The organism is Thalassospira xiamenensis M-5 = DSM 17429, from assembly GCF_000300235.2.
Classification (GTDB): domain Bacteria; phylum Pseudomonadota; class Alphaproteobacteria; order Rhodospirillales; family Thalassospiraceae; genus Thalassospira; species Thalassospira xiamenensis.
The window spans coordinates 4,165,012-4,191,340 of record NZ_CP004388.1 but is presented as its reverse complement, the minus strand read 5'-3'; the positions used below and the strand labels follow the sequence as shown (position 1 = coordinate 4,191,340).

Sequence of the window (26,329 nt, the reverse complement as noted above, 5' to 3'; positions counted from 1 at the left end):
CGAATGTGGGAATGTGCGCGAAGGCGCAAGGAAGCTATCCACCTGGTCGTTTACGCAAGACGGCAAATTCTTCTTCATCAAGGTCGACGGCCACGATGTCCGGACCATTGGTGTAAATCCGCCATTCCATATCGGTGTCATCGCATTCGATGTTAAGTTGATCGATCATGCTGTTCCATGTGCAGCTTTCCCAGTCGTCATCCGCTTCAAGCCGACCGGTTCCGTTATCGGACAGATGCATGACCAGCAGTTCTTCATCCTCGTCAACTGAGTAAACAGCGTAAGTTTCGTTTGCGAAACGGTAGTTGATTTCCTTACCATTCAGTTGCCGCCATCCACGCGGCATAGGGGCATGAACATCGCGCTCGGCAAACAGGCTTGCCAGCGATTGCATGTGGCTGTTTGGCATGGTTCGCATGTCCGAGCCACATGCCGCCAGAAGCAGCAAACCAGTCAATGAAAGTGCCGAATAGAAACGGGTGCTAATCATACCATGCTCCGTCGTGGCCGATGGTCATCAAGCGGGCAGGTTTTACCGACCCGCTTTGTGCTGTCTGTTTCAAAGCAAGATGCTTGCCACCCTTGGACTTGGGGGCTTTTATGGCTTCCCGCGCAGAGTGAAGACAAATGTTGCCCCGGGATCGGTCAGGGGGCGGGTCGTATCAAGCCATATCCGGCCGCCATGCTGTTCTGCAATTTTCCGACATAGTGAAAGCCCAAGCCCGGTTCCGCTGAACTCATCTTTGTGCAAGCGCTGGAACAGGCGGAAAATACGATGTGCATGTTCCGGATGAATGCCAATTCCATTATCGCGAACCGAAATACGCCAGAATCCGGGCATGTCGGGATCTCGCATGGCATGAATATCGATGTGAGGTGGGACGCCCGGGCGACGATATTTGATCGCATTCGACAACAGGTTCTGGAACAGACGTGACAAACTGATCCGATCACCGTTGATCACGGGCAGATCATTATGGGTAATGGTTGCCTGTTCCTGAACAATAATGGCCTTGAGGTCGGCTTGCGCTTCGTTAAGCACCTGATTGCAGTCAAGTTCCGCCATTTCATCATCGTTGCTGCCGGTTTTGGCATATTCCAGCAAATGGCTGATCAGTTTATGCATCCGCTTTGCGCCATCGACCGCATAGTCGATATATTCGTCTGCTTCCTGATCAAGTGATCCGCCATAACGGCGTTTCAAAAGCTGGGTATAGCTTGCGACCATGCGTAATGGCTGTTGCAGGTCGTGGGACGCGACATAGGCAAATTGTTCAAGGTCTTCATTGGTCCGCTTGAGCTGATCAAGGGTATCGCGCAGCTTGTTTGCATTTTCGACAAACTGGGTCACGTCGCGTGCGCTGCTGAATGTCATGCCCTCGAACGGACCAATGGCGTGCCACGCCAGCCATCGGGTTTCCCCGCGCTGATCGGAAATACGTAAAACCAGTTCTCTTTCCTGTGTATCGCCACTTTGCCGGTTTATGAAACTTGTGCGGATAGTTTCCCGGTCTTCTTGCAGGAAAAGAAATTCGACCGGCTTTCCGATCAGGTCATAGACTGCCTTTCCAACAAGTTCGGCCAATGCGGGGCTTAGGCCTTGCAGAATGCCTTCCATGTCGACTGCGATTGCAGGTTCTGGCGTATGATGCAGATAGGTTTCGAACGGGTGACAAAGTTCCTGCTTCGGGGCGATTTCCAGCAAAAGGACGGTAATGGTTTCACTGTCTTCTTCCTGGCGGCGTTGAGCCATCAGATAAAAGCGCTGGGTTTGACCGGCTGATGTCAGTATATCGACCATTGTGCCGATACGATTATCTTGCCACTCGTTGTTAATCAGCGGACTTCGTAGCTGTGCCCGCGATGCCGCGCCAAGACGTGACAGAAATGCATCGGCGGTTGGTTTGACATCGCCAAACTCAAGGCCGAGTATTTCCGGCCAGTTCAGACGAGATGTAAGAATTCCCGACGGGTTCTTTGACGACCAGCTTAAAATCGCACAGCCGCAATCAGACAGCGTGTTTTCTGAATCGTTGAAATGCTCGGCCAGATCGGCGGCGCGCAAATGCTGTCGTTTCAGGCGCTGCCACAGCCAAACAGAAAGTCCCGCCATAATAACCAGCACGATCAGAAACAACGAGGCGTGAAGCATGATGGCTTCGCGCCAGTTGCCCAATAAAATGTGCCGCGGAATATAGGTCACAACGATACGGTCAAGCTGCGGCAAAATACTGTAGGCCATCAGCATCACGGTATTGCCATGCATGCACAGCAAACTGCCGCGAGAGACTTTTTGTTTGTCTATTTCGTCAAAAAGATCATCAACAAAATGGGGCGGGATGGTGCCGTTGATCTGATTGCGATCAGTATCCAGAACGCCAACGGAAAGATCGGGATTTTCATCAATGACGCGTTGCAGGTCGATTGTGCTGTTTTGCATCAGCACGGCACTCAGATGATAGGTGATGGCCATCATTTGCGCCCGCGCCTGATCAATCGCGCTGTCGTATAGTGTTTTCTGGATAAAGAAGAAGGAAAAAAGCAGGATCACCATGCCGGTCATCGTGAGCGCAGCCAGACGCTTTCGCAGTTTGCTTAACCCGCGTCGGGACAATGACGGCTCGATGGATGTCAGAAACATTTTCTTTGTTGCACCCTTGCCTTGTCCTGCCTAACTGCCCCGTGATCAAAGCCTATGTTTTTTTGGTCGGGTTGAAAAGCTTTCAACCGGCAATAATGCGGATGATCTCATATAAAAAATCGCGCGGTGACAGCAACTTGCTCTTGTTCGGGGCATGTTGTTGCCATCAGGAAGGGACGATCATGCAAATCCGGGGCAGGGTGAAGGCGAATTCGCAGAACCGAATTCAAACACAGTGCTTCTAATTGAAGTTAAAAACCCCTATAAACCCGCTGTTGGCGATTGGTTTTTATCGCCAGGACGGCCAAGACGATCCGAAATTGCCGGTATCGCCCGCTTGCTCCGCGGCAGCACAACTTTTACTGCCGTGCCTTTCCAGATGTCGCTGCCCTGATTGGGTGGGCTGACCGGGAGGATGCAAACGGCGTGACACCGGCTTTGTGATAAATGATCGATGTGAAATGCGATCAAGTTTTGGCAAAAACCGAACCGAATTTTTGACATAACCATCGCCCAGTGCCAGAAGCAGCCATATGACCGATCTTAAGAACATTCGAAACTTTTCGATTATCGCGCATATCGACCACGGTAAATCGACCCTGGCCGATCGTTTGATCCAGCTTACCGGTGGTCTTACCGATCGCGAGATGTCCGAGCAGGTCCTCGACTCGATGGATATCGAACGCGAACGCGGGATCACCATCAAGTCGCAGGCCGTGCGTTTGAAATACACGGCCAAGGATGGTCAGGAATATACCCTGAACCTGATGGATACGCCGGGTCACGTCGATTTTGCCTATGAAGTGTCGCGTTCGCTTGCCGCGTGCGAAGGATCGCTTCTGGTGGTTGATGCCGCCCAGGGCGTCGAAGCGCAGACGCTGGCCAACGTTTATCAGGCGATTGATAACAACCACGAAATCGTGCCTGTCCTGAACAAGGTTGATCTGCCCGCCGCAGAACCGGACCGCGTCAAGGAACAGATCGAAGAAGTGATTGGCATTGACGCCAGTGACGCGCTGATGATTTCGGCCAAAACCGGTCTTGGTGTTCCCGATGTGCTTGAAGCATTGGTGCATCGTTTACCTGCTCCGACGGGCGATCCGGCGGCGCCGCTTGAAGTCCTGCTGGTTGATAGCTGGTACGATTCCTATCTTGGCGTGATGATTCTGGTGCGTGTCAAAGAAGGCACCCTGAAAAAAGGCCAGAAAATCCGCTTCATGAACGCCAAGGTCACCCACACGGTTGACCGTGTTGGCGTGTTCACGCCCAAGCCGCTTGCGCTTGATGAAATGGGGCCGGGTGAAGTCGGCTTTATCAATTGTGGTATGAAAACCGTTGCCGAATGCGAAGTCGGTGACACGATTACCGAAGAAAAACGTCCCTGCGCAAAACCGCTTGCCGGTTTCAAACCGTCTATTCCGGTAGTGTTCTGTGGCATTTTCCCGGTTGATACCAGCGAATATGACGTGCTGCGTGATGCGCTTGAAAAGCTGCACCTTAACGATGCATCCTTCCAGTTCGAGCCGGAAAACTCGACCGCACTGGGGCTTGGTTTCCGCTGTGGCTTCCTTGGGCTTTTGCATCTTGAAATCATTCAGGAACGTCTTGAACGTGAGTTTGAACTTGATCTGATCACCACGGCACCGTCGGTTTCCTATAAAATCTCGATGACCAAGGGCGAAGATATTCTGCTGCACAACCCGGCGGATTTCCCCGATGTCACCAAGATCAAGGCCATTGAAGAACCCTGGATCAAGGCATCCATCATGGTGCCGGACGAATATCTTGGCGGCATTCTGACGCTTTGCACCGAACGTCGCGGCATTCAGCAGGACCTGACCTATGTCGGGAACCGGGCGATGGCGGTTTACAAACTACCGCTGAACGAGGTGGTGTTTGATTTCTATGACCGCCTGAAATCGATTTCGCGTGGCTATGCCAGCTTTGATTACGAACTGGCGGGCTACGATGAAAGCGATCTGGTCAAGGTATCCATTCTGGTCAACGAAGAGCCGGTTGATGCGCTTGCATTGATGGTTCACCGGTCTGCTGCCGAACATCGGGGCCGCGAGATTTGCAAACGTCTTAAGGACCTTATCCCGCGCCAGATGTTCAAGGTCGCCATTCAGGCCGCCATCGGCGGCAAGGTGATCGCACGTGAAACGGTTTCTGCGATGCGTAAAGACGTGACAGCCAAATGTTATGGCGGTGACGTGTCGCGTAAACGCAAACTTCTGGACAAACAGAAGGCCGGTAAGAAAAAGATGCGCCAGTTCGGTAAGGTCGAAATTCCACAGTCGGCCTTTATCAACGCCCTTAAAATGAGCGACGATAAATAAATCGATATTACGGTATCGAAACAAAGGCTGCATCCCATTGGGGATGCAGCCTTTTTCTTTGAGGGCTTTCGGCAATTCGTGCCATGCGTTATGGATAGGTCGTCATACCGTTTTGCTGCAGGAGCCCGCTATGGATCTTGAAATTCTTCAACGTCAGGAAGCCATCCTTGTCTTTGATCGCTTTGACGAGGAAACGGCGTGGGAAATCGGATCGGCCCTCGTGGCAGTGGCACGGGCACAGAGAGCCCCGGTCGTCGTCGACATCCGTACATCTGATCGCACCCTGTTCCACGCGGCCCTTTTGGGGGCAAAACCCGCCAATGATTCCTGGGCATATCGCAAAAGCAGTCTGACCCTTCGCGAACATCAATCATCGATGCAGTTCGGATTGGCGTTGAAGGCCAAGGGCAAAACGCTTGCCGATCACGGGATTGATTTCGCCGATTATGCCGACCACGGCGGCAGTTTCCCGGTTCGCGTCAAAGGCGTTGGCGTGATCGCGGCAATCACCGTTTCCGGCCTTGCCTCGCACGAGGATCACGGGATGATCGTTGGTGTTCTTGAAGATTTTCTTGGGGTTTCGGCTTGACGCGGTTCGGTTTCGGGTATCGGGTTATCGGCCAATGATCGTCAGCCAACTTTCAGTTCGGCAGGACGGGCTTCTGCCCATTTAAGCAGGGCATCCAATGCGGGGCACAATGATTGGCCCCATTCGCTCATGCGATATTCGACCTTGGGCGGCACCACCGGGTAAACTTTGCGTTCGATGATGCCATCGGCTTCAAGCTGTCGAAGCTGCTGGGCGAGCATCTTTTGCGAAATGCCCGGGATCAGCTTTTCCAGATCTGAATAACGTTGCACCTTGCCGCCAAACAGATGGAAAAGAATGATCAGCTTCCATCGACCTTCAAGCATTTTAAAGATCGTTTCGACGTCTGATGCCGCAGTGACCGGCGTGTAGGTTTTCGCCATGCTTCAAGCCTGTTAGTTACTTACTTTAAAGTACGTACTTCCCAAAATGGGAGTTTGTTTGAAAAATGCCTGCCTGACAAGCAAACAGACAGGAACAAACAAGATGATCAAACTCCCTGAACCGATCACCGCATATTTTGATCCATCCAATAGCGTTGCCCAGAAGGTTGCGGCTTTCAATGAAACTGCAATTGTCGAAGACGAAAAGCAACGCCATCACGGCCAACCCGAAATCGGCAAATGGATGGAAGACGTCAAAGCAAAATACAACTTTGTCGCCGAGCCGATTGAAGTTGCCCATATAGCTGAACAAATTGCGGTGAAAGCCAAGGTCAGCGGTGACTTCCCCAACAGTCCGATTGAACTTGATTATCGGTTCGAACTTGCGAATGGCAAGATCGAAAAGCTTTTGATCGGCTAATCGACCGCGATTTTTGACGCAATTTTCCCAACAAAACAAGCGACCCGAAAATGTTTCAGCTTCCAGATCCTGCGCAGGAATTTGCGCAAAAACGCATAATTGTAACCGGCGGTACCAAAGGTACAGGAAAGGCCGTTTTTGAACGCATGATGGCGGGTGGCGGAACCCTGCTTACGGCGGCGCGGGGCGAAAAACCCGATGATATCGACAGCGATTGCTATGTCCAGGCGGACCTTTCGACCACGGCGGGTGTCGAAAAACTCGCCGCAGCTGCACAAGAACGCATGGGAGGAGTTGATATCCTGATCCACGTTCTGGGTGGGTCGTCAAACCCGTCCGGTGGCTTTGCCGTGATCGACGATGCCGGTTGGGAAAAGGAATTGAACCTTAACCTGATGGCGGCTGTGCGGTTGGATCGCTGTCTGGTGCCGGAAATGATCAGGCGCGGCAGTGGTGTTGTTGTGCATACCTCTTCAATTCAGCGGCGTTTGCCGTTATTTGACGCAACAACCGCCTACGCCGCAGCAAAGGCCGCGCTTACGACTTACAGCAAGGTTCTGTCAAAGGAAGTCGGCCCCAAAGGTGTTCGGGTCAATGCCGTTGCGCCGGGGTGGATTTATACCGATGCCTCAAAGGCGATGGTCGAACGGATTGCAGAAGGCGGCGGTATCAGCGAGGAAGCCGCACGCCAAAGCATCCTTGATGCTTTGGGCGGCATCCCCTTGGGACGTCCGGCGCAGCCGGAAGAAGTCGCAGAATTGATTGCCTTTCTGGCATCAAGCCGGGCGTCATCAATTCATGGCGCGGAATACACCATTGATGGCGGTACGGTGCCGACGGTCTAGGAAAAGTACAATGCTGCCCGGTCAGCTGGATTGATCGATATGTTCGATATCGGGATCAATTCCCGCAAAGCTGGGCAGGGCCGTACTCACCCACAGATGCTTTTTCGCCTTGAAGGGCGTCGGGTCGTCGAAGCTGCCCAGCCGGAAATCGAGGAAGTCGGGATAGTCGCCGTGCCGCCAGGTCAGGCTTGATCCGCATGTCGGACAAAAGCCACGAAACCGGTTGGGTGAACTTTCAAACTCGGCCGGTTTGCCATCCCATTTCAGGGTCGCGGTCGGAAAGGTGACGAAGGTTGAGACGCCTGAACCGCTGTCTTTGCGGCACATGCCGCAATGGCAATGATTGCCGCCCGTCGGATCGCCAGAAATGGAAAAGCGCACCGCGCCACACAGACAACCGCCGGAATGAAGGGTGGTTTTATTGGCTGCGGGCATGGTGTGCTTTTCCTTTTTCTGCTGTGTGCTTATTCCGCCGGAACGCCCGTCGTGGTGGAATATTCGAAATGGAATTCCTTATCGGGGAACAGGTAGCTGCGCGCGGCATGGATGGCGCTGGCTCCTTCGGCAAAGCCTGACAGGATCAGTTTCAGTTTGTGGTCATAGGTCGCGATATCGCCAATTGCGAAGATGCCAGGAACCGACGTTGCCATGGTGGCCTGCGTCACACCGATATGGTTGCGATCAAGGTTAAGGCCCCAATCGGCAATCGGACCCAGTTCCATGGCAAGGCCAAAGAACGGCAACAGGTGATCTGCTTCCAGTGCAAGTTCCTCGCCCTTAAGTGTGGCAACGACGACATGGGAAAGCTTGCCATTGTCACCCTTGAGGCTCTTGAGCTGATAGGGGATGACCATCTCGATCTTTCCGGCTTCGGCAAGGGCCTGCAATTTTGCGCTGCTGTCAGGGGCTGCGCGGAATTTCGGGCGACGATGAACAACCATGACCTTTTCGGCGATGTCATGAAGGGAAAGCGCCCAATCAACAGCCGAATCGCCGCCACCGGCAATCACAACCTTCTTACCGGCGAAATCGGCACGGCGTTTGACGTAATACTGAACGCCGCCGCTGCCTTCGTAATCTTCAAGGCCGTCCATCGGCGGTTTGTTCGGGCCAAAGGCACCGCAACCCGCGGCAATCACAACCGCACCGGCATCAATTACCGCCCCGACGGATGTTTCCAGCGTGAAACGTCCATCGTCGCGCTTTTCAAGTTTGATCACCTGCTGACCGAGATGATAGGTGGGCTCGAACGGGGCGGCCTGTTTGGCAAGCTGATCAATCAGGTCCTGACCGGCAATTTGCGGATGGGCCGGGATATCGAAAATCGGCTTTTCGGGATAAAGCGCGCTGCATTGCCCGCCAACCATATCAAGCGCATCAATGACATGTGTTTTAAGCCCCAGCATTCCGGCTTCGAAAACGGCGAAAAGCCCGACAGGGCCAGCGCCAATTATGGCGATATCGGTGCTGTACGATGCGTCTGACATGTTCATTCCATCCAAATAACATCAGGTCGATAAAAGCGACGGTAATTCATAGCCTGAATCATATATGTGCGAGATAACATTTGGGACCGGTTATCGCAATGTAAACCGGCCTTTCCCGCCGTTTTTAACCTTGTGCGCGGGTTGCCTTTATCCTTGTACGTAAAATCATTGCGAAGGATGGTCCCGTCACCCTACAAATAGGGTCAGCTTGCAATCAATTGACGGATATCATGACCAGGACAGTTACTGTCAGCGACCAGAACGGGACAGAAGCCCTTGCCGGGAAACTTGCCGCATTGGCAAAGCCGGGTGACGTGATCCTGATGCATGGGACACTGGGCATGGGGAAAAGTGCCTTTTGCCGGGCCTATATCCGTGCGTTGGCCAACAATCCGCATGAAGAAGTTCCCAGTCCGACCTTCACCCTGGTGCAGATTTACGAACTTGACCCCATCCCTGTCTGGCATTTCGATTTGTATCGGTTGTCCGATCCCGAAGAAATCCACGAGCTTGATATCGAAGATGCCTTTGCCGATGGCGTCAGTCTGATTGAATGGCCTGACCGGCTGGAATATCTGACGCCCGAAAATCGTCTTGATATTCATATCGAACCCGGATCAACAATTGATGCGCGGGTGTTTCAGCTTTTTCCGCACGGTGCCGATTGGCAGAAGCGCATTGAAAATCTCGATGAGGTTACGTCATGAATGCGGCGGCACGACAGGATGTGATTGATCTTTTCCTTGGGAAAAACGGCTGGCGTGATGTGGTGCCGGTGCCGTTGGTCGATGACGCCTCTGCACGGAAATACTATCGTCTGGATGACGGTCGCCGCACCGCTTTGTTGATGGATTTTCCCATTGATGCCATCAGCGTTGATCCGCACGGCCTCCATGAGAATCCCGAACGCCCGACATCTGTGGCGCCCGTGATGACAACGACAGACCTGTTCATGCAGGCAGGCTGGCGCGTACCTGCAATCTATGCCAGCGATGTGTCGCAGGGTCTTGTCCTGATCGAGGATTTTGGCGATCTGACCTTTACACGGGCGCTCGACCAGAACGGGGCGTCCAAACCGGCCCTTTATCTTCGGGCGGTGGATCAGTTGATTAACCTGCATCGCTATTGCGATACAAAAACGGCGCAGGCCGGGATGCAGGCAGAGGCCGATCTGGTGGTTTACGGGCCGGATAATTTCAGGCGCATGCTGAAAAGCTTCAAGGATGACTATCTGCCGCTGATCATTGCCGATCCGGTCCGACGCAATCAGGCCATGATTGATTTTGATGTGATGCTGGATGGCGTTTTGCCGTCATGCTGGAAAACCGGCACAGTCATCATTCACCGTGACTATCACGTCGATAACCTGATGCTGGTTGAAAATGACGAGGGCGGCGAGGATTGCGGGATCATTGATTTTCAGGACGCGGCAATTGCACCACGGCCCTATGATCTGGTGTCGTTATTGCGTGATGTCCGACATGATATCGGTTCGGAACTCGAAGCCAGTCTGAAGGATCGTTATTGTGCAGCCTTCGAAAATCTGGATCATTCCGATTTCGAAACATCATATATGGCCTGTAATATGGTTCGGAATTTCAGGATACTGGGCCGGTTTGGCTGGCTTGCCATCAAGGCAGGCAAGCAGCGCTATTTTGATTTCATCCCGCGCTGCTGGGAATTGATCCTGCGCGATGCAGACCGCAATTTACCTGAATTGGCCGCATGGATTGCAAATCATATCCCGGTTGAAGCACGAATGGCCCCGTCACTTTCCGGCGCACGCCAATCGTCCGAACAGGGGGCATCCTGATGAGGGATAACACCGCAAAGGCGCAAGCAATGGTCCTGGCTGCCGGGCTTGGCAAACGCATGCGCCCGATCACTGATCATATGCCAAAACCACTGGTTCCGGTTGCAGGGAAGCCGATGCTTGATCATGTGCTTGATAAACTGGCTTTGGCGGGCTTTGATCAGGCGGTGGTCAACAGCCATTATATGGGGCAGATGATTGTAGACCACGTCGCCACCCGGACCCTGCCACGGGTTCTGTGCTCGCCCGAGGAAGACTTGCTTGAAACAGGCGGTGGGGTGAAAAAGGCCCTGCCGATGCTTGATGATCAGGCCGTGCTGGTTGCCAATGCGGATGTTTTCTGGACCGAGGGGGCGGAGCCGCTTTTTGACCGCCTGACAGAGGCCTTCGATCCGGACCATATGGACGCGTTGCTTGCGATCTATCCGGTCGAAGGGGCGTTTGGTTATGACGGTGCGGGTGATTTCTTCTGGCAGGTTGATGGTCGGTTGAAGCGTCGCGGCGATGCCGTGTCTGCCCCGTATTTCTTTACCGGTGTTCAAATCCTGTCGCCGCGATTGTTTGAAAATACCCCTGATGGCGCATTTTCATCAAATCTGGTTTACGACAAGGCTTTGGCATCGGGGCGCTGCTTTGGTCTGGTTCATGACGGGGATTATTTCCATATCGGCACGCCAGAAGCATTGGCCGATGCCGAAATCGTCATCGCAGACGCTTTGGCGCATGAAAGTGCCGCCAGAATGGCAAAAGCAGCCAAAGCCGGGGGCGGTTGATGGCGGATCTGTTCGATTATATGGACGCCGCCGATCACTTTGCCGCACCGGCGGCACAGCCTGAAAACCTGTTTTATATTCCGCCGGGCGCTGCATTTGCCGATCTGATCGCAAAACAGTTGATGGCGGAAACCGCCGCAGAGCCGGTTGCCTTACCTGATTATGTCCTGATGGTACCCAATCGCCGGTCGGCCAAGGTAATGCGCGATGCGTTCCTTCGTCAGTCGAATGGGGCGGTGACCATGCTGCCGACCATCCGCGCATTGGGCGAGGCTGACGAGGACGAACTGGCGATTTATGGTGCAGGCGGCGAACAGGCGGCCCTTGATCTGCCGCCATCCATTCCGGATTTGCAACGAAAACTGCTGCTAACCCGTCTGATCATGAACCGGCCCGATCATAAGGGTGATAAACCAACCGCCGATCAGGCCGCCCGTCTGGCCGGCGAACTGGCGCGGTTTCTTGATCAGGTACAGACCGAAAATTGCAAATTTGATGATCTTAAGGGACTGGTGCCTGCCGAGTTTGCCGAACATTGGCAATTGACGCTGGAATTTCTGCAAATCCTCACCTTGCACTGGCCGGCCATTCTGGAAACCCATCAGGTCAGTGACCGGGCCATGCGCCGCAATGCCCTGATTGCCGCCCAGATTGATCTTTGGCGGGAAAACCCGCCCGCCACACCGATCATTGTCGCCGGCTCAACCGGCCCGTTTCCGGCATTGCGCGATCTGATGAGTGCAGTTTTGAACATGCCGCATGGTCGTGTGGTCCTGCCGGGTCTGATGACGGGGTTGGGGCGTGATGACTGGCAGGCGATTGGCGAGGATGCCACCCATCCGCAACATCTTTTGGGAACGACATTGCGTCATATCAGACGTGATCCGGCGACTGTTCTTCTTTGGCCCTCGGTGCTTGCGGCGAACCCGGCCCAGGAAGAACGCCGCCGTTTGGCCCGCGAAGCCCTGCGTCCGGCGCAAACCACCGATCAATGGCGCCATGTTGGCAATTTTGCATCCGATGTGCTTGACGGTGTGCTGCGCATTGATTGTTCCGGTGCCCGAGAAGAGGCCGCTACCATTGCCCTCCTGATGCGTGATGCACTTGAAGTGCCGGGCAAGACATGCGCACTGGTCACACCGGACCGGGGACTGGCAAGACGCGTGGCAACCGAACTTCGCCGCTGGGAGGTTGAGGTTGATGATTCGGCCGGTATCCCGCTGCACGACACCGCACCAGCCATTTATCTACGCCTTGTCGTGCGCGCCGTGCAGGAACAGTTTGCCCCGGTACCCTTGCTGGAGCTTCTGAAACATCCGCTAAGTGCGGCAGGACTGCCGCCCGAACAGTTCCGTGTCCTGACCCGTCAGATGGAACAATATGTTTTGCGCGGTGCGCGTCCCGGTCCGGGGCTGGACGGCTTGCAGGTGGCGCTGGATGGCTGGCGTGATGAGACGATTGATCGGATTACGGCAAACGGGGGGGATCACACAGCCCGCCGGATCGAACGCATCCGCGATGATCATGCGCGACTTTCCGATCTGATTTCCCGGTTTGAAAACAGTCTTGCGCCTTTGCTCGATCTGATGGATGAAAAATCGATCTCCCCGGTGGGGGCCCTGCGCAGTCACATCATGGCCGCCGAAGCCCTTGCCGCAAGCGACGTGCAGGATGGTGCCGAACGGCTTTGGCGCGGCGAAGCGGGCGAGGCCCTTGCCGATTTTATCCATGAGCTGCTTCAGGCATTAACCGATTTCGTCCCCATGCCGGGTATCCGGTATGCGGCCTTTCTGGATGCCTTGATGGCAGAGCGTGCCGTGCGTCCGAAGTTTGGCAAACATCCGCGCCTGTTTATCTGGGGCACGGTCGAAGCCCAGATGCAGCAGGCCGACCTGACCATTCTGGGCGGATTGAACGAGGGTGTCTGGCCGCCCGAAGCCGGGGCCGATCCATGGATGAGCCGTCCGATGCGGCGCAATTTTGGCCTTCCGGCACCTGAACATCGTGTCGGGCAATCCGCCCATGATTTTCAACAGCTTTTCTGTGCGCCAGACGTTGTCATGACCCGGGCCTTGCGTGTTGAAGGCACGCCAACCGTGCCGTCCCGCTGGTTGTTACGGATTGAAAACATTCTTCGGAAGTCGGGCGTTTCAATGGAAAAGCCGGATGCCCATGCGTGGCGTGCCTTGGCCGATCTGCTGGATGAACCGCGCGATGACATGCGCCGCAAAATTGGCCGTCCGGCACCAACGCCGCCGGTTTCCGCCCGTCCAAAACGGTTGTCGGTTACCCAGATTGAAACATGGATGCGTGATCCGTATGCGATCTATGCCCGGCATATCCTTGGTTTGCGCAAACTTGACGGGGTGGACGAAGATCCCGGCGCGGCGGATTACGGCAACCTGATCCATGATGCTCTTGATCAGTTTATTTCGAGGTACCCCGATCATCTGCCACCGGATGGCGAACAGGAATTGATCATGATCGGGCGGGCGGTGTTCAAACCGCTTGCGGCCCGGCCCGGCCTTTGGGCGTTCTGGTGGCCACGGTTCGAGAGGATTGCCCGCTGGTTCATCCAGACGGAGGCAGCACGCCGGGATCATGTGCGCAGATCCTATACCGAACAATCCGGCACGCTTGAAACCGCGACCGGGTTCGAAGTTTATGCCCGTGCGGACCGGATTGACATGCTGCGCGATGGCGGGATTGCGATCATTGATTATAAAACCGGCATGCCGCCCAGCCAGACGGACGTTGCCAATGGCTTTGCTCCGCAATTGCCGCTTGAGGCCGCCATTGCGCAGGACGGCGGATTTAAGGATGTCCCGGCCGGTCCACCGGCTTCCATGGCGTTCTGGAAGCTGTCCGGTGGCGACCCCGCAGGTGAAATCCGCGAGATTGATACCAAACGCATGAAAACCACCCCGGCGGAGCTTGCGCGTGATGCGGTGGCCGGGGTCAATGCACTTGCCACCGCATTTGACGACGAAAACACACCTTACCTGAGTGTGCCGCACCCGGATCATGCGCCAAAATATTCCGATTATGTTCATCTCGCACGCCTGCGCGAATGGATGGGCAGCGAGGATGTCGAGACGACGGACGGCAATGAGAACAAGGATGGTGACGCATGACCGGAATTCGCGGAACCGATCCCAATATCCTGCAACGCAATGCATCCGATCCGATGGCGTCGGTCTGGGTGTCGGCATCGGCTGGTGCCGGCAAGACCAAGGTTCTGTCGGATCGGGTACTGCGACTGATGCTGTCGGGGACCGAGCCCCATCGCATCCTGTGCCTGACCTTTACCAAGGCTGCCGCGGCGGAAATGGCCAACCGCGTCAATGAACGGCTGGGTCATTGGGCCACCATGGAAGATCGTGAACTTCAGGACGATCTTTTCAATCTGGCCGGAACCGCGCCAAGTGGCGATGAAACGCGTCGCGCGCGCCGCCTGTTTGCGTCGGTGCTTGATGCGCCGGGCGGGATGAAAATCCAGACGATCCACGCCTTCTGTCAGTCATTGCTGCGCCGTTTCCCGCTCGAAGCCGGGCTGGCACCGCATTTTGAAATCATGGATGACCGCACCGCGGCCGAAACCATGGCCGACGTTCAGGAAGAAGTACTGGCCTTTGCCCGAAATGGCCGGGATGACGATCTGGCTGATGCCCTGTCGGTTGTGACCGGGCAGGTCCGCGAAGGTGCCTTTGGCGAGGTCATGGGCGAATTGGCGCGTGAACGCGGCCGGTTGAAACGCATGCTGATGCGCCATGGCGGTGCGGCACGCATGCGCGATGCGGTTTATGCCGCACTTGGCGTTCCCAACGGCCAAAGCGAGGATGATATCCTGCGCAAGGCCCTATCCGATGATGCCTTTGATCGGGATGGGCTGATGCGTGGATTGGCCGCACTTGAGGCGGGCACCAAAACCGATCAGGATCGTGTGCCCGCATTGGCCCAATTCCTTGAAAAAACCGGTATCGAGGATCGGCTGGCGGTGTTTTCAGATTATCGCGGTGTCTTCTTTACCGCCGCAGGCGAACCGCGTGCCAAACTGATCACGAAAAAAGCCGCCGAAAACCATCCGATGGGGGCCGATGCGCTGGAAGCAGAATGTGCGCGCCTGATCGAAGTCGACCGTTTGCGCAAGGCCGCCGCATTGGCCGGTGCCACATCGGCCCTGATCCGTATCGGCAACGCAATGCTGGATCGGTATGCCGCGAAAAAGGCGTTGCATGCCCGCCTTGATTATGACGATCTGATCCTGACCAGTCTGCAATTACTGCAACAGCAGGCCGGGATTGCCGGGTGGGTTTTGTTCAAATTGGACGAGGGGCTTGATCACATCCTGATTGACGAGGCACAGGATACCAACCCCGAACAATGGGAAGTGGTGCGCATTCTGGCCGAGGAATTCTTTGCCGGTGCCGGGCAGCATGATGAAAAACCACGGACAATCTTTGCCGTTGGGGATGCGAAACAATCGATTTACAGCTTCCAGCGCGCCGATCCGGAAAAATTCACTCAGATGCGGGCCTATTTCCGCGAACGGGCACGCGAAATCGAAGCCGAGTGGCGCGAAGTCCCGATGAACATATCCTTCCGTTCGACCGATGCGGTTTTGGGCACGGTGGACCGGGTCTTTGCCGGGATGATTGCCCGACAGGGGGTCGGCGACGATGGTGCCGATGTCCGCCACAGCCCGTTCCGCGTCGGGCAGGCCGGGCGGATTGAATTGTGGCCCGCGGTCGAACCGCAGGAACGTGACGCCGAAGACCCATGGACGCCACCAACCCGCATCGTGCGCCTCGAAGACCCGGAAATCAGGCTTGCGCGGGTCATTGCCGGGCGTATCCGCCATGCCATCGATACGGGCGAGAAACTGATATCGCGTGACCGTCCGGTGCGGGCGGGTGATTTCATGATCCTGGTGCGGCGTCGTACCGCCTTTGTCGACGAGGTCGTCAAGGCGTTAAAGGAACGCAATGTCCCGGTCGCCGGTGTGGACCGCATGCAAATCACCGATCAGCTTGCCGTGATGGACCTGATCGCCTTTGGCCGGTTTCTTCTGATGCCCGAAGATGACCTGACATTGGCCGAGGTGCTCAAAAGCCCGCTGATCGGGTTTGACGATGATCAGTTGTTTGCAATCGCCCATAACCGTCCGCGCACCCTGTGGCTTGCCTTGCGCGAAAAGGCCGGTACGGGCGATGCCGATCCGGCCTTTCTTGCTGCCTATCAGTTCCTGTCGAAATGGCTGGGGCGTGTGGATTACGAACGGCCGTTCGAACTGTTTGCCGAGCTTCTGGGGGGGCGCGGTGATGATGCGCGCGGGGTGCGCGCCCGTCTGGTCGGGCGGCTCGGGATCGAGGCAAACGACCCGATTGACGAATTCCTTAACCTCGCGATGGGATACGAAGCCGATCACGCACCGACCTTGCAGGGCTTCCTACACTGGTTGATGGCAGGGGACGCCGAAATCAAGCGTGACCTTGAACAAAGCGGCCGTGACGAGGTCCGGATCATGACGGTGCATGGGGCCAAGGGCCTGCAGGCACCTATCGTGTTTCTGCCCGATACCATGCAGGTGCCGACACAGGCCCCCAACCTGTTCTGGCAGGAAGATCGCGATCTGATGTATTGGCTGCCGCGGGTGGCATTGGAAACCGATGTGGTTGCGCGGTTGCGTGAGGGCATCGCGATCAAGCGTGATCAGGAATATAACCGCCTGCTTTATGTCGCCCTGACGCGCGCTGAAGACCGGCTTTACATCTGTGGCTGGCAGGGAAAACGCAAGGCCCCCGATCATTGCTGGTACAATCTGTGTCAGCAGGCGATGGAAGGCTATGCGAGTTCCGAAACATTCGATTTTACGGAATTTTCGGGGTCCGGCTGGTCGGGCGACGGTTGGGTATGGGAAACCGATCAGCGCGAAGCACCTCGGGCAGACAAGGTCACTGCCGCGACCGGCACCGCCGATTTATCCACGCGCGTTCTGATTCGCGATATCGCGCCGACCGAAGCCTTCCCGCCAAAACCGCTGGCACCCAGCCGCCCGCTGGAAGAAGAGCCCTCTGTGCAATCGCCGCTGGGCGGGGATCAGGGGCAAAGTTTCAAACGCGGGCTTCTGATTCACAAACTGCTTGAACTGTTGCCCGACCTGCCCGAAGCCAAAAGGCGGGATGCCGCCGAACGGTTCCTTGCCCAGCCGGTGCATGCGCTTGATGCAGACCAGCAGCGTGAAATCACCAGTGAAACAATCGCGATCTTTGAAAATCCCGAATTTGCGCCGGTGTTTGATACGGGATCAAGGGCCGAGGTGCCATTGGTTGGCATTGTCGGCGGAGACGTCGTTTCCGCCCAGATTGACCGTCTGGTGGTGCGTGAAAACGACGTCATGATCGTTGATTTTAAAACAAATCGGCCGCCCCCACGCGATGTCGAGGGCACACCGCCTGCCTATCGTCGGCAGATGTCGATTTACAAGGCGGCACTGGGCCAGATGTACCCGGATAAAAACATTCGGTGTTTCATCCTGTGGACCAACGGACCATGGATGGTCGAGCTGCCCGAACACATCATGAGACTGTAACGCGCTTGACCTTTGCGTCGGTGCTGCCTACCTTTGCCTCCATACAGCGGATCGAGGTTGGAGGGGAAACCCGACTTGGCCTCGTAACAACCAGGAACTGATAGTATGACCACGATTAAAGTATCCGATACTTCGTTCGATTCCGACGTTCTGGGTTCCAATGACCCGGTCCTCGTCGATTTCTGGGCGGAATGGTGCGGCCCGTGCAAACAGATCGCGCCGTATCTGGACGAAATTGCTGGCGAACTGGGCGGTAAGCTCAAGATTGCCAAGGTAAACATCGATGAAAACCCGAACACCCCGGCAAAATACGGTGTACGTGGTATCCCGACCCTGATGATCTTCAAGGGTGGCGAAGTTGCCGCGATGAAAGTTGGCGCGCTGCCGAAAAGCGCTCTTGTCGACTGGATCAATCAGTCGATCTGATCATCTGATCGGTGACGATCTTAAAACATCAAAAGGCGGGCTGTGTCATGCAGCCCGCCTTTTTCTTTGAACTTTGTATCGAAGACTTGTGCCCGTTTGATCAGGCGGCCCGGATGTTGGCCAGGAAATCGTTGATTTGGGACATCAGGACGTGTGACTTGTCGCTAAGGCTTTCCGCAGCATCCATGACTTCGCCAGAAGCGCCTCGTTCGTCTTCGGCAGAGTGCCTGAGGCCGTTGACATTGCGTGACACTTCCTTGGTTCCCTCGGCGGCTTCGGACACATTACGGGCGATTTCACCCGTGGCGGCATCCTGTTCGCTGACGGCTGCGGCAATTCCACCTGCAACTTCGTTCAATTCGTTCATCCGACCCGAAAGGTGCTGGATTGCGCCCAGCGCATTTTGTGTCGATGACTGGATATCGTTGATCTGGGTTGCGATGTCTTCGGTTGCGCGGGTGGTTTGATTGGCAAGGTTCTTGACCTCGGCGGCCACCACGGCAAACCCTTTACCAGCTTCTCCTGCCCTTGCTGCTTCAATGGTCGCATTCAGTGCAAGAAGGTTTGTTTGTTCTGCAATCGACTGGATCAATTCAACAACTTCGCCAATCTTGTCGGATGCATTTCCGAGCGCAGCAAAGATAGAGCTGGCTTCCTCGGCTTCTTCGGCACCCGACTGGGCAATCTGCGAACTACGATTGACCTGAAGTGTGATTTCATCGATCGCGGCGGCAAGCTGTTCGGCGGCGGAGGCAACAGTGTCCACATTTGCCGACGCTTCTTCGGTTGCCGCCGCAACAGCGGTGGCTTGGTTGGTTGTCGACACCGATTGATCCATCATGTGGCTGGCTGTGCTGCGAAGCTGCGTTACCGCTGCATTAACAACTGTCAGGTTCCCGGCAACCTCTGTTTCAAAGTTGCGGATCATTGCATTGATCTTTTTGGCACGCTGAAGCTGTGCTTCCTGATTTTCCTGCTGTTCACGTTCAAGTTTGTCGGCTTGGATCCGGTTCTCGCGGAAAATCAGCAAGGCCCGTTGCAGGTCGCCAATTTCATCTTTGCGATCTGAATTTGTGATGGCGATTTCGGTATTGCCGTTTGCCAGATTGTTGATCGCGGTGGTGATCGATTTAAGCGGACGAGATGTCGACCGGTCGATCATGACGCCGAGTACGGCGATGATGAAAAGCATGGCAAATGCGACCACAATATTGGTAATCGCGCGCTGCCAGAATAATGCATCAACATCATCAATATAAATGCCGGTGGCAACGATCCAGCCAAACGGTGCGGCTTTGGCATAGGACAGTTTGGGGAATGTGCCTTCCTTCCCCGGTTTGTTCCAGGTGTACGGGACAAAAACACCGTCGCGCTGTCCGGCAGCCTTTGCCAATTCTACAAACAGTGCAATTCCGTTCGGGTCCTTGATGTCGCGGCCTTGCTTGCCATTCAACTGTGGCTGGACAGGGTGCAGAACAATTCTGGTATCCGGCTTGAATACAAAAACGTAATTGTCATCGCCAAAACGTTGCGCATTCAAGGCTGCAAGCGCCTGCTCTCGGGCATCTTCATCCGACAATTGTCCGTCTTTGGACAGTTGCTGATAATGCTCCAGGGTTGTGTTGGCCATTTCAACAACATTGCGAACAGTGTTTTTGCGATCATCAACCATGGTCGCGCGAAGGTTGATCAAATCAATTGCTGAAAGAGTGGTCAACGCAAGCGCAACGAGCACCAGAACCAGTCGTAGTTTTGTCGATATGGAAAGATTGGATAGGGTCATGAGCGTTTCCAGATAAGCCGTTGGTGGCATTCACGCCTCATCTCCAAAACGTGTGGGGACGGTGTTTCTGCCGGTTTTGTTATTCTTTTCCGGTTTTAGGCTTTTTCTAGACTGGAAATCTTGCGATAGATCAAAATCAACTGAAAGTTGCTTTTTGTCTTTTCCGAATGTGCCGTCCCAAAATACGTTGACGGTTTTCAGGACGGCACAGCTGAAAGTTCAGTATCAGATTGGCTTATGCCGCCCTGATATCGTTCAGGAACTGTTTGATTTGCTCCATCAGGTTTTGCGATTTGCTGTTCAGGCTGCCGGATGCCGCCAGAACCTGACCGGATGCTTCACGTTCTTCTTCGGCGGCCTTGCGCAAGCCGACGACGTTTTGCGCGACATCCTTGGTGCCGGTTGCGGCTTCGGCAACGTTGCGGGCAATTTCGCCGGTTGCTGCATCCTGTTCACGTACGGCGGCGGCAATGCTTGCCGAAACCTCGTTCAGTTCCTTCATTCGACCCGAAAGATGCTGGATCGCGCCCAGTGCATTCTGGGTCGATTCCTGAATGCCGCCGATTTGACCGGCAATGTCTTCGGTCGCGCGCGTGGTCTGGTTGGCAAGGTTTTTGACCTCGGCCGCAACCACGGCAAAGCCTTTTCCGGCATCACCGGCACGGGCGGCCTCGATTGTGGCGTTGAGTGCCAGAAGATTGGTTTGCTCGGCAATCGACTGGATCAGTTCAACCACTTGCCCGATTTTGTCGGAAGCCGTTCCAAGTTCTGCAAAAATCGTACTTGCGTCATCGGCTTCGTTTGCACCCGACTGTGCGATATCAGAGCTTCGCGAAACCTGCGACGTGATTTCATCGATGGATGCAGCAAGCTGTTCTGCCGCGGCCGCAACGGTATCCACATTGGCTGCTGCCTGTTCGGTTGCCACGGCAACGTTGGCCGCACGGCTCGTGGTTTCGTCAGACTGGCTGGCCATGCCTGTTGCCGTGGTGCGTAATTGCTCCAACGCGCTGTGAACCGTCGACAGATTGCCTTCGACTTCGATCTCGAAACTTTTAATCAGCTTTTCGATCTTTTCTGCGCGGGCAATCTGGATTTTGTGTGTATCTTTCTGTTCGCGTTCAAGCTTTTCGGCCTGTTCGCGGTTTGCCCTGAAAACCTCAAGCGAGCGGGCCAGTGCACCGATTTCATCACGTCGATCTGTTTCGTTTGTGGTGACGCTGGTATCGCCTTGGGCCAGTTTGTTAAGCGCCTCGGTGATCATTCGCAAGGGGCGGGTTGTTGATCTGTCAATCGCAAGTCCGGCCATTCCGATGACGATCAGCATGGAAATCGCAACAGCGATGTCATTGATGGCGGTTTGCCAGAAAATGTCATCAACATCATCAATATAAACGCCGGTTGTTATCACCCAGCCCCACGGCTTGAATGTTTCGGCATAGGCCAGTTTGGGAAATACCCCGTCATGCCCCGGTTTGTTCCACTCATAGGTCAGGAAACCGCCTTCGGGATGACGTGCTGCCTTGACCATTTCATCAAGGATCGGGACACCGTTGACATCAATCACCTGTTTACCGTTCTGGCCGTTCAGTTTTGGCTGGATCGGGTGCAGTATGACCTTGGTATCAAGACCCAGTACAAACACATAATTATTGTCAGCGTAACGCGCATTCTGAATAAACTCTGTTGCACGGGTCTGCGCTTCGTCGAGGGTGATCTCACCGGATTTGGCGAGCTGATCATAATGGCTAAAGATCGAACGGGTCATATCGACGACTTGCCGGACATTGGCTTTCTTTTCTTCGACCAGTGCAGATCGCAGGGTCACAAGATCAAAGACCGCCAGACCGCCCAGCGCAAAAGCCGTCATTACCAGTACCATCCGCAATTTGGCGGAAAGCGAGAAATTGGAGAGTTTCATCGGGTTCTCCGTATTTGGATGTAAACGGCGGAAACTGCATGCAGCAAAAGCTGTCAGGCCAGCATAACTGCAACATAAGGTTGTGCAGATATGCGGTTTTATAAAAAGAGCTTTGCCAATTGTTCCTGATCGAAATCAGAAAACCCGTGATAAAATGAAGAATCCTCAGTGAAATCAGTGAGTGAAATCAGTATCGCGGCGAGATCCGTAAACGAAAGAGGGATGCACATGGCATCCCTCTTTCGTTTGTTGTTGATATTTATGGTTGCACGAGGATCAGTATTCGTAAGGCGATCCGTCCATGTTTTCCATCAGGACTTCACGCTTGCCGACATGGTTGGCCGACGAAACAATGCCGTTTTCTTCCATCTGTTCGATGATGCGGGCTGCGCGGTTATAGCCGATAGACAATTTGCGCTGAATGAAGCTGGTGGATGCCTTTTTCTCGCGCAGGACAATGCCGACGGCCTGATTATACAGATCATCATCCGATCCATTCCCACCGCCGTCTGAACCGCCGCCACCGGCCATATAAGCCGCGACCGGATCTTCTTCGGGTTCTTCGGTAACGGTTTCGAGATAGGCCGGGTCGCCCTGATCGCGCAGATGGGCGACGATGCTTTCGACTTCCTCGTCCGATACGAACGGACCATGGACGCGCTGCAATCGGCCACCTTGGCCCATATAGAGCATATCCCCCTGACCCAGAAGCTGTTCGGCACCCATTTCGCCAAGGATGGTCCGGGAATCGATTTTCGATGTCACGGAATAGGAAATTCGGGTCGGGAAGTTTGCCTTGATCGTACCGGTAATAACGTCGACCGACGGGCGTTGGGTTGCCATGATCAGATGCAGGCCCGCTGCACGGGCCATCTGTGCCAGTCGCTGGATCGATGCTTCAACATCCTTGCCCGCCACCAGCATCAGATCGGCCATTTCGTCGACGATGACCACAATAAACGGCAGTGGCTCCATCGGCAGTTCCTGATCTTCAAAGATCGGTTTGCCGGTTTCGGGATCAAAGCCGGTCTGAACGCGCCGCGTCAGCTGTTCGCCCTTGGCCGCTGCTTCCTTGATGCGTTTGTTATAGCCCGCGATGTTACGCACACCGACCTGGCTCATGGCGCGATACCGGTCTTCCATTTCGCGCACCGCCCATTTAAGGGCAACAACCGCCTTGTGCGGGTCGGTCACAACCGGCGTCAGAAGGTGCGGGATACCGTCGTAAATCGACAGTTCCAGCATCTTCGGGTCGATCATGATGAAACGGCATTCTTCCGGCTTCAGGCGATAGAGCAACGACAGGATCATCGCGTTGACCCCGACCGATTTACCCGAACCGGTGGTACCGGCAATCAGCAGGTGCGGCATCTTCGACAGGTCGGCAATTACCGGTGTGCCGCCGATATCCTTGCCAAGGCTCATATTGAGTTTGCCAGTATTCTTTTCGAAATCGCTTGATGCCAGAATTTCGTGCAAATGTACGGTTTCGCGGCGTGCGTTTGGCAATTCGATCCCGATGACATTGCGCCCCGGTACCACCGCAACACGGGCGGCAATCGCGCTCATGGAACGCGCGATATCATCGGCCAGGCCGATCACGCGTGATGACTTGACGCCTGCTGCCGGTTCAAGTTCATAAAGGGTAACAACCGGCCCGGGGCGAACCTGAACGATCTCGCCCTTGACGCCGAAGTCCTGAAGAACGGTTTCCAGAAGGCGGGCGTTTTGCGCCAATGCTTCCTGATCAATCTGGGTTGCGTCTGCCGGGTCGGGTTCATGCAAAAGGCTAAGCGGCGGGAATCGGTAATCGTCTGATCCAAGATCAAACGACGCCTGACGCTGGGCCGATGCTTTTTCGCCGGGTTGCAATTTTGCCGCCGGGGCCGCGACAATATGAACCGGTGGCGCATGATCGGCGTCGTTGTAATCGTCTTCCTCGATATCATCGTCCTTGTTATGCGACGATGTTGCCGCTTGCAGACGGGTACTGATCGCAGCACCAAGGCCGGTTTTGCCTTTTTCCAGCGACGGTTCCTGACGCATGCGGGGATTGCGGGCTGCTGTCCGTTCGCCCGGGCGGTCATCTGTTGAATTGCCAGGAATGGCGCGGCCGATTGCGGAAATGATACCGCCTGCGATACGCGACAGGATCGAGCCGACTTTCTGCCATTCAGACATGTGATAGGCCATGCAGAACATGGTCAGGAACAGACCAAGTATCATTGCAATCAGCGCAATCAGCGGACGTGCACCTGGTACGCCAATCATTTCGAACCCGTATTGAAGCTTGGAAAGCAGCAGGTCACCGGCAAAACCACCAAACCCGACCGTGAGCGGCCAGTGCATACCCGGTCGGACCGCTGCCGCCGCGGTGGCGACCATCAGCAGGGCAAGCGGCAAAACCAGAAACCGTGCCCACATCCAGTTGAACGGCCGAACCGCAATCAGCCGCAGACCCCAGCCAAGGATCAAGACAGTAAGCAGCGCCGATGCCAGACCAAGCGTGCGCAACAACAGATCGGCGGTATAAGCCCCGAATGTTCCAAGCGGGTTGAAGATCACATCGCGATCAGCCGCATGGTTGAAAGACGGATCACCGGGATGAAAACCGATCAGCATCATGAAAAGGGCGATTGCTGCGCCAACCAGCGCAAGCCCGCATAGCTGCAATCCACTTCGTTTCAGCAGATTGACAAGACTGCCCGGCATAAAGGCGGTGCTGCGTGCGAGAAGGTTGGACTGACTGCTCATCGGGGTATCCGTTGTCGTTTCGTCGCTGTTGATCGGGCAGACTTGGTTCAGCTCAGGGCATCGGCAATACGTCGAAGCCCTTCGCGGGTGGTTTCAAGGTCATGAACAAGGGCAATGCGGATAAAGCGTTTTCCGGGATTGTTGCCATCTGCATCCGTGATCGACAGATAACTGCCCGGAATGACTTTTACCCCGGCTTCCACCCATATTTTTTTGGTTGCGGCTTCATCATCACCGACATCAAGCCACAGGAAAAAGCCCCCCGGCGGGCGATAGAAACCAAACCGGTTGCCAAAAATTTCCTGCGCGACATCAATCTTGGCGCGATAAAGATCACGGTTTTCCGATGCGTGGGCATCATCGGCCCACAGTTCGGCGGATGCCGCCATGATCGGCATCGGAATCGTCGCCGAGCAATAGCTGCGCAATGCGTTGAAGCGTTTGATAATCACGGGATCACCGGCAACGAACCCTGAACGAAGGCCCGGCGCGCTGGATCGTTTTGACAGGCTATGGAAAACAATGACATTGTCCATGCGTCCCTGTGCCGCACAGATTTCAAGCGCGCCAACCGGGGCCTCGCGATCATAGATATCGGCGTAGCATTCATCCATCGCCAGAACGAAATCATGTTCCTGCGCCATCGCAATAATGCGTTCAAGATAGTCCCGTGATGCAACAGACCCTTGCGGATTGGCTGGTGAACACAGGAAAAACAGGCGACACGCCTTAAGCGTTTCGATATCGATCTGATCAAGGTCAGGCAAGAAATCCGTTTCCGGATCTGCTGCCAGCGGCACCATTTCCGCATCATTAAGGACCGCGGCACCGCAATAGACCTGATAGAACGGATTGGGCAGAAGAACCTTGGGCTTCGGGCCGGGCTGATCCTGCGGGATGACACAGGTTGCAATCAGATAAAGCGCCTCGCGTGTTCCGGCGACCGGCAGAATATGAGCATCCCGATCAATCATGCCATCTGGCAGATTGTAACGGCGGTCAAGCCATCCCTTGATCGCGCTGCGCAGTTCCGGCGTGCCGTTTCCCGGCGGGTATTTATGCCAGAGGCTGGCGTATTTCACCATGGCCTCGGTGATCATCGCGGGGGGCTCGTGCTGCGGCTCGCCAATCGACATCACCAATGGCGTCTTGCCGGGTTCAAGCCCTTCTAACAGGGCAGCAAGCCGTGGAAACGGATAGGCGGGCAATTGATCAAGGCGCTGGTTAAACATCGCGTTCGGCATTCCGGTCATGAATGGATCTCGCAGATCGACAGGCGTCAAAATGCAGGTATCCGCAAAATGTGGGCAATCTCCCCTGACTTTACCCCTATGCCAAAAATACAAAGAAAGATTTAAGGGCGATGGTATCCGTTGCGAAAAAGCCCGGAAAGTTGCGCTCTCCGGGCTTTTGGCAGAAAATTCGGGCAAAGAATTGGCAGATCAGCTGGCACGCGGATCATCCTCCGGATAAGGACCGGATGAAACCGTTTGCATGTCTTGTGCTTATCACTGTGCTTAAAAAGGTGGCATGGGCAAAATACAAAAGACCCGCCACTGGGA

Annotated in this window: 19 protein-coding genes; 10 read left to right on the top strand and 9 right to left on the bottom strand. The window is 55.0% G+C overall.

What is annotated here, in order from left to right; all coding sequences use genetic code 11:
• Nucleotides 1–34: 34 nt before the first annotated feature.
• The gene (locus TH3_RS19340; protein ID WP_007088703.1) at nt 35–490 is read right to left on the bottom strand and encodes a hypothetical protein; all 456 of its coding nucleotides are present in this window, start codon (nt 488–490) and stop codon (nt 35–37) included.
• Between the two features lie 108 nt (nt 491–598).
• A complete protein-coding gene (locus TH3_RS19335) occupies nt 599–2,641 on the bottom strand; it encodes a sensor histidine kinase (RefSeq protein ID WP_007088704.1) in 2,043 nt (680 codons plus the stop codon).
• Between the two features lie 533 nt (nt 2,642–3,174).
• Here TH3_RS19335 and lepA point away from each other — a divergent pair.
• Both lepA and TH3_RS19325 read left to right on the top strand, forming a co-directional pair.
• A complete protein-coding gene (gene lepA, locus TH3_RS19330) occupies nt 3,175–4,980 on the top strand; it encodes a translation elongation factor 4 (RefSeq protein WP_007088706.1) in 1,806 nt (601 codons plus the stop codon).
• A gap of 130 nt (nt 4,981–5,110) precedes the next feature.
• Complete coding sequence (locus TH3_RS19325; RefSeq protein WP_007088707.1) at nt 5,111–5,569, top strand: heme-degrading domain-containing protein; 459 nt, start codon at nt 5,111–5,113, stop codon at nt 5,567–5,569.
• A 41-nt stretch (nt 5,570–5,610) separates the two neighbouring features.
• On the opposite strand, the gene TH3_RS19320 is transcribed toward TH3_RS19325, so the two are convergent.
• Nucleotides 5,611–5,952, bottom strand: a complete 342-nt coding sequence (locus tag TH3_RS19320; protein WP_007088708.1) for a winged helix-turn-helix transcriptional regulator — start codon at nt 5,950–5,952, stop codon at nt 5,611–5,613.
• 103 nt (nt 5,953–6,055) lie between these two features.
• Here TH3_RS19320 and TH3_RS19315 point away from each other — a divergent pair, with 103 nt between their 5' ends.
• Together TH3_RS19315 and TH3_RS19310 are read left to right on the top strand one after the other, a co-directional pair.
• Nucleotides 6,056–6,373, top strand: coding sequence for a hypothetical protein (locus TH3_RS19315; protein ID WP_007088709.1), 318 nt, complete (start codon nt 6,056–6,058; stop codon nt 6,371–6,373).
• Nucleotides 6,374–6,423: 50 nt separating this feature from the next.
• Entirely contained in the window at nt 6,424–7,218 is a 795-nt protein-coding gene (locus TH3_RS19310) for an SDR family oxidoreductase (RefSeq protein WP_007088710.1), read from the top strand.
• Between the two features lie 21 nt (nt 7,219–7,239).
• Here the strand turns inward: TH3_RS19310 and TH3_RS19305 are convergent, their stop codons facing one another.
• Complete coding sequence (locus tag TH3_RS19305; RefSeq protein WP_007088711.1) at nt 7,240–7,653, bottom strand: GFA family protein; 414 nt, start codon at nt 7,651–7,653, stop codon at nt 7,240–7,242.
• Between the two features lie 29 nt (nt 7,654–7,682).
• Complete coding sequence (locus TH3_RS19300) at nt 7,683–8,705, bottom strand: NAD(P)/FAD-dependent oxidoreductase (protein ID WP_007088712.1); 1,023 nt, start codon at nt 8,703–8,705, stop codon at nt 7,683–7,685.
• Nucleotides 8,706–8,935: 230 nt separating this feature from the next.
• Here TH3_RS19300 and tsaE point away from each other — a divergent pair, with 230 nt between their 5' ends.
• The 6 genes from tsaE (at nt 8,936) to trxA (ending at nt 18,309) form a co-directional block, all read left to right on the top strand.
• A complete protein-coding gene (gene tsaE / locus TH3_RS19295; RefSeq protein WP_007088713.1) occupies nt 8,936–9,412 on the top strand; it encodes a tRNA (adenosine(37)-N6)-threonylcarbamoyltransferase complex ATPase subunit type 1 TsaE in 477 nt (158 codons plus the stop codon).
• Nucleotides 9,409–10,518 carry an aminoglycoside phosphotransferase family protein gene (locus TH3_RS19290; RefSeq protein WP_007088714.1) on the top strand — a complete coding sequence of 370 codons (1,110 nt, stop codon included), beginning with the start codon at nt 9,409–9,411 and terminating at the stop codon, nt 10,516–10,518. Before tsaE ends, TH3_RS19290 begins: the two co-directional genes overlap by 4 nt.
• On the top strand, nt 10,518–11,291 hold the full coding sequence (locus tag TH3_RS19285) for a nucleotidyltransferase family protein (protein ID WP_007088715.1): 774 nt from the start codon (nt 10,518–10,520) through the stop codon (nt 11,289–11,291). The genes TH3_RS19290 and TH3_RS19285 overlap by 1 nt, the downstream gene beginning before the upstream one ends.
• Complete coding sequence (addB, locus tag TH3_RS19280) at nt 11,291–14,425, top strand: double-strand break repair protein AddB (RefSeq protein WP_007088716.1); 3,135 nt, start codon at nt 11,291–11,293, stop codon at nt 14,423–14,425. The genes TH3_RS19285 and addB overlap by 1 nt, the downstream gene beginning before the upstream one ends.
• On the top strand, nt 14,422–17,883 hold the full coding sequence (gene addA, locus TH3_RS19275; RefSeq protein ID WP_007088717.1) for a double-strand break repair helicase AddA: 3,462 nt from the start codon (nt 14,422–14,424) through the stop codon (nt 17,881–17,883). The genes addB and addA overlap by 4 nt, the downstream gene beginning before the upstream one ends.
• A gap of 105 nt (nt 17,884–17,988) precedes the next feature.
• Nucleotides 17,989–18,309, top strand: coding sequence for a thioredoxin TrxA (gene trxA / locus TH3_RS19270; protein WP_007088718.1), 321 nt, complete (start codon nt 17,989–17,991; stop codon nt 18,307–18,309).
• 100 nt (nt 18,310–18,409) lie between these two features.
• Here trxA and TH3_RS19265 read toward each other — a convergent pair whose 3' ends face one another.
• The 4 genes from TH3_RS19265 to TH3_RS19250 form a co-directional block, all read right to left on the bottom strand.
• Nucleotides 18,410–20,092: a methyl-accepting chemotaxis protein gene (locus TH3_RS19265; protein ID WP_007088719.1), complete on the bottom strand. Its 1,683-nt coding sequence runs from the start codon at nt 20,090–20,092 to the stop codon at nt 18,410–18,412.
• A gap of 235 nt (nt 20,093–20,327) precedes the next feature.
• Nucleotides 20,328–22,013, bottom strand: a complete 1,686-nt coding sequence (locus TH3_RS19260) for a methyl-accepting chemotaxis protein (protein ID WP_007088720.1) — start codon at nt 22,011–22,013, stop codon at nt 20,328–20,330.
• A gap of 276 nt (nt 22,014–22,289) precedes the next feature.
• Nucleotides 22,290–24,767, bottom strand: a complete 2,478-nt coding sequence (locus TH3_RS19255) for a DNA translocase FtsK (RefSeq protein ID WP_007088721.1) — start codon at nt 24,765–24,767, stop codon at nt 22,290–22,292.
• Between the two features lie 47 nt (nt 24,768–24,814).
• Nucleotides 24,815–26,020: an aminotransferase class I/II-fold pyridoxal phosphate-dependent enzyme gene (locus TH3_RS19250; RefSeq protein WP_007088722.1), complete on the bottom strand. Its 1,206-nt coding sequence runs from the start codon at nt 26,018–26,020 to the stop codon at nt 24,815–24,817.
• Between the last annotated feature and the right edge of the window lie 309 nt (nt 26,021–26,329).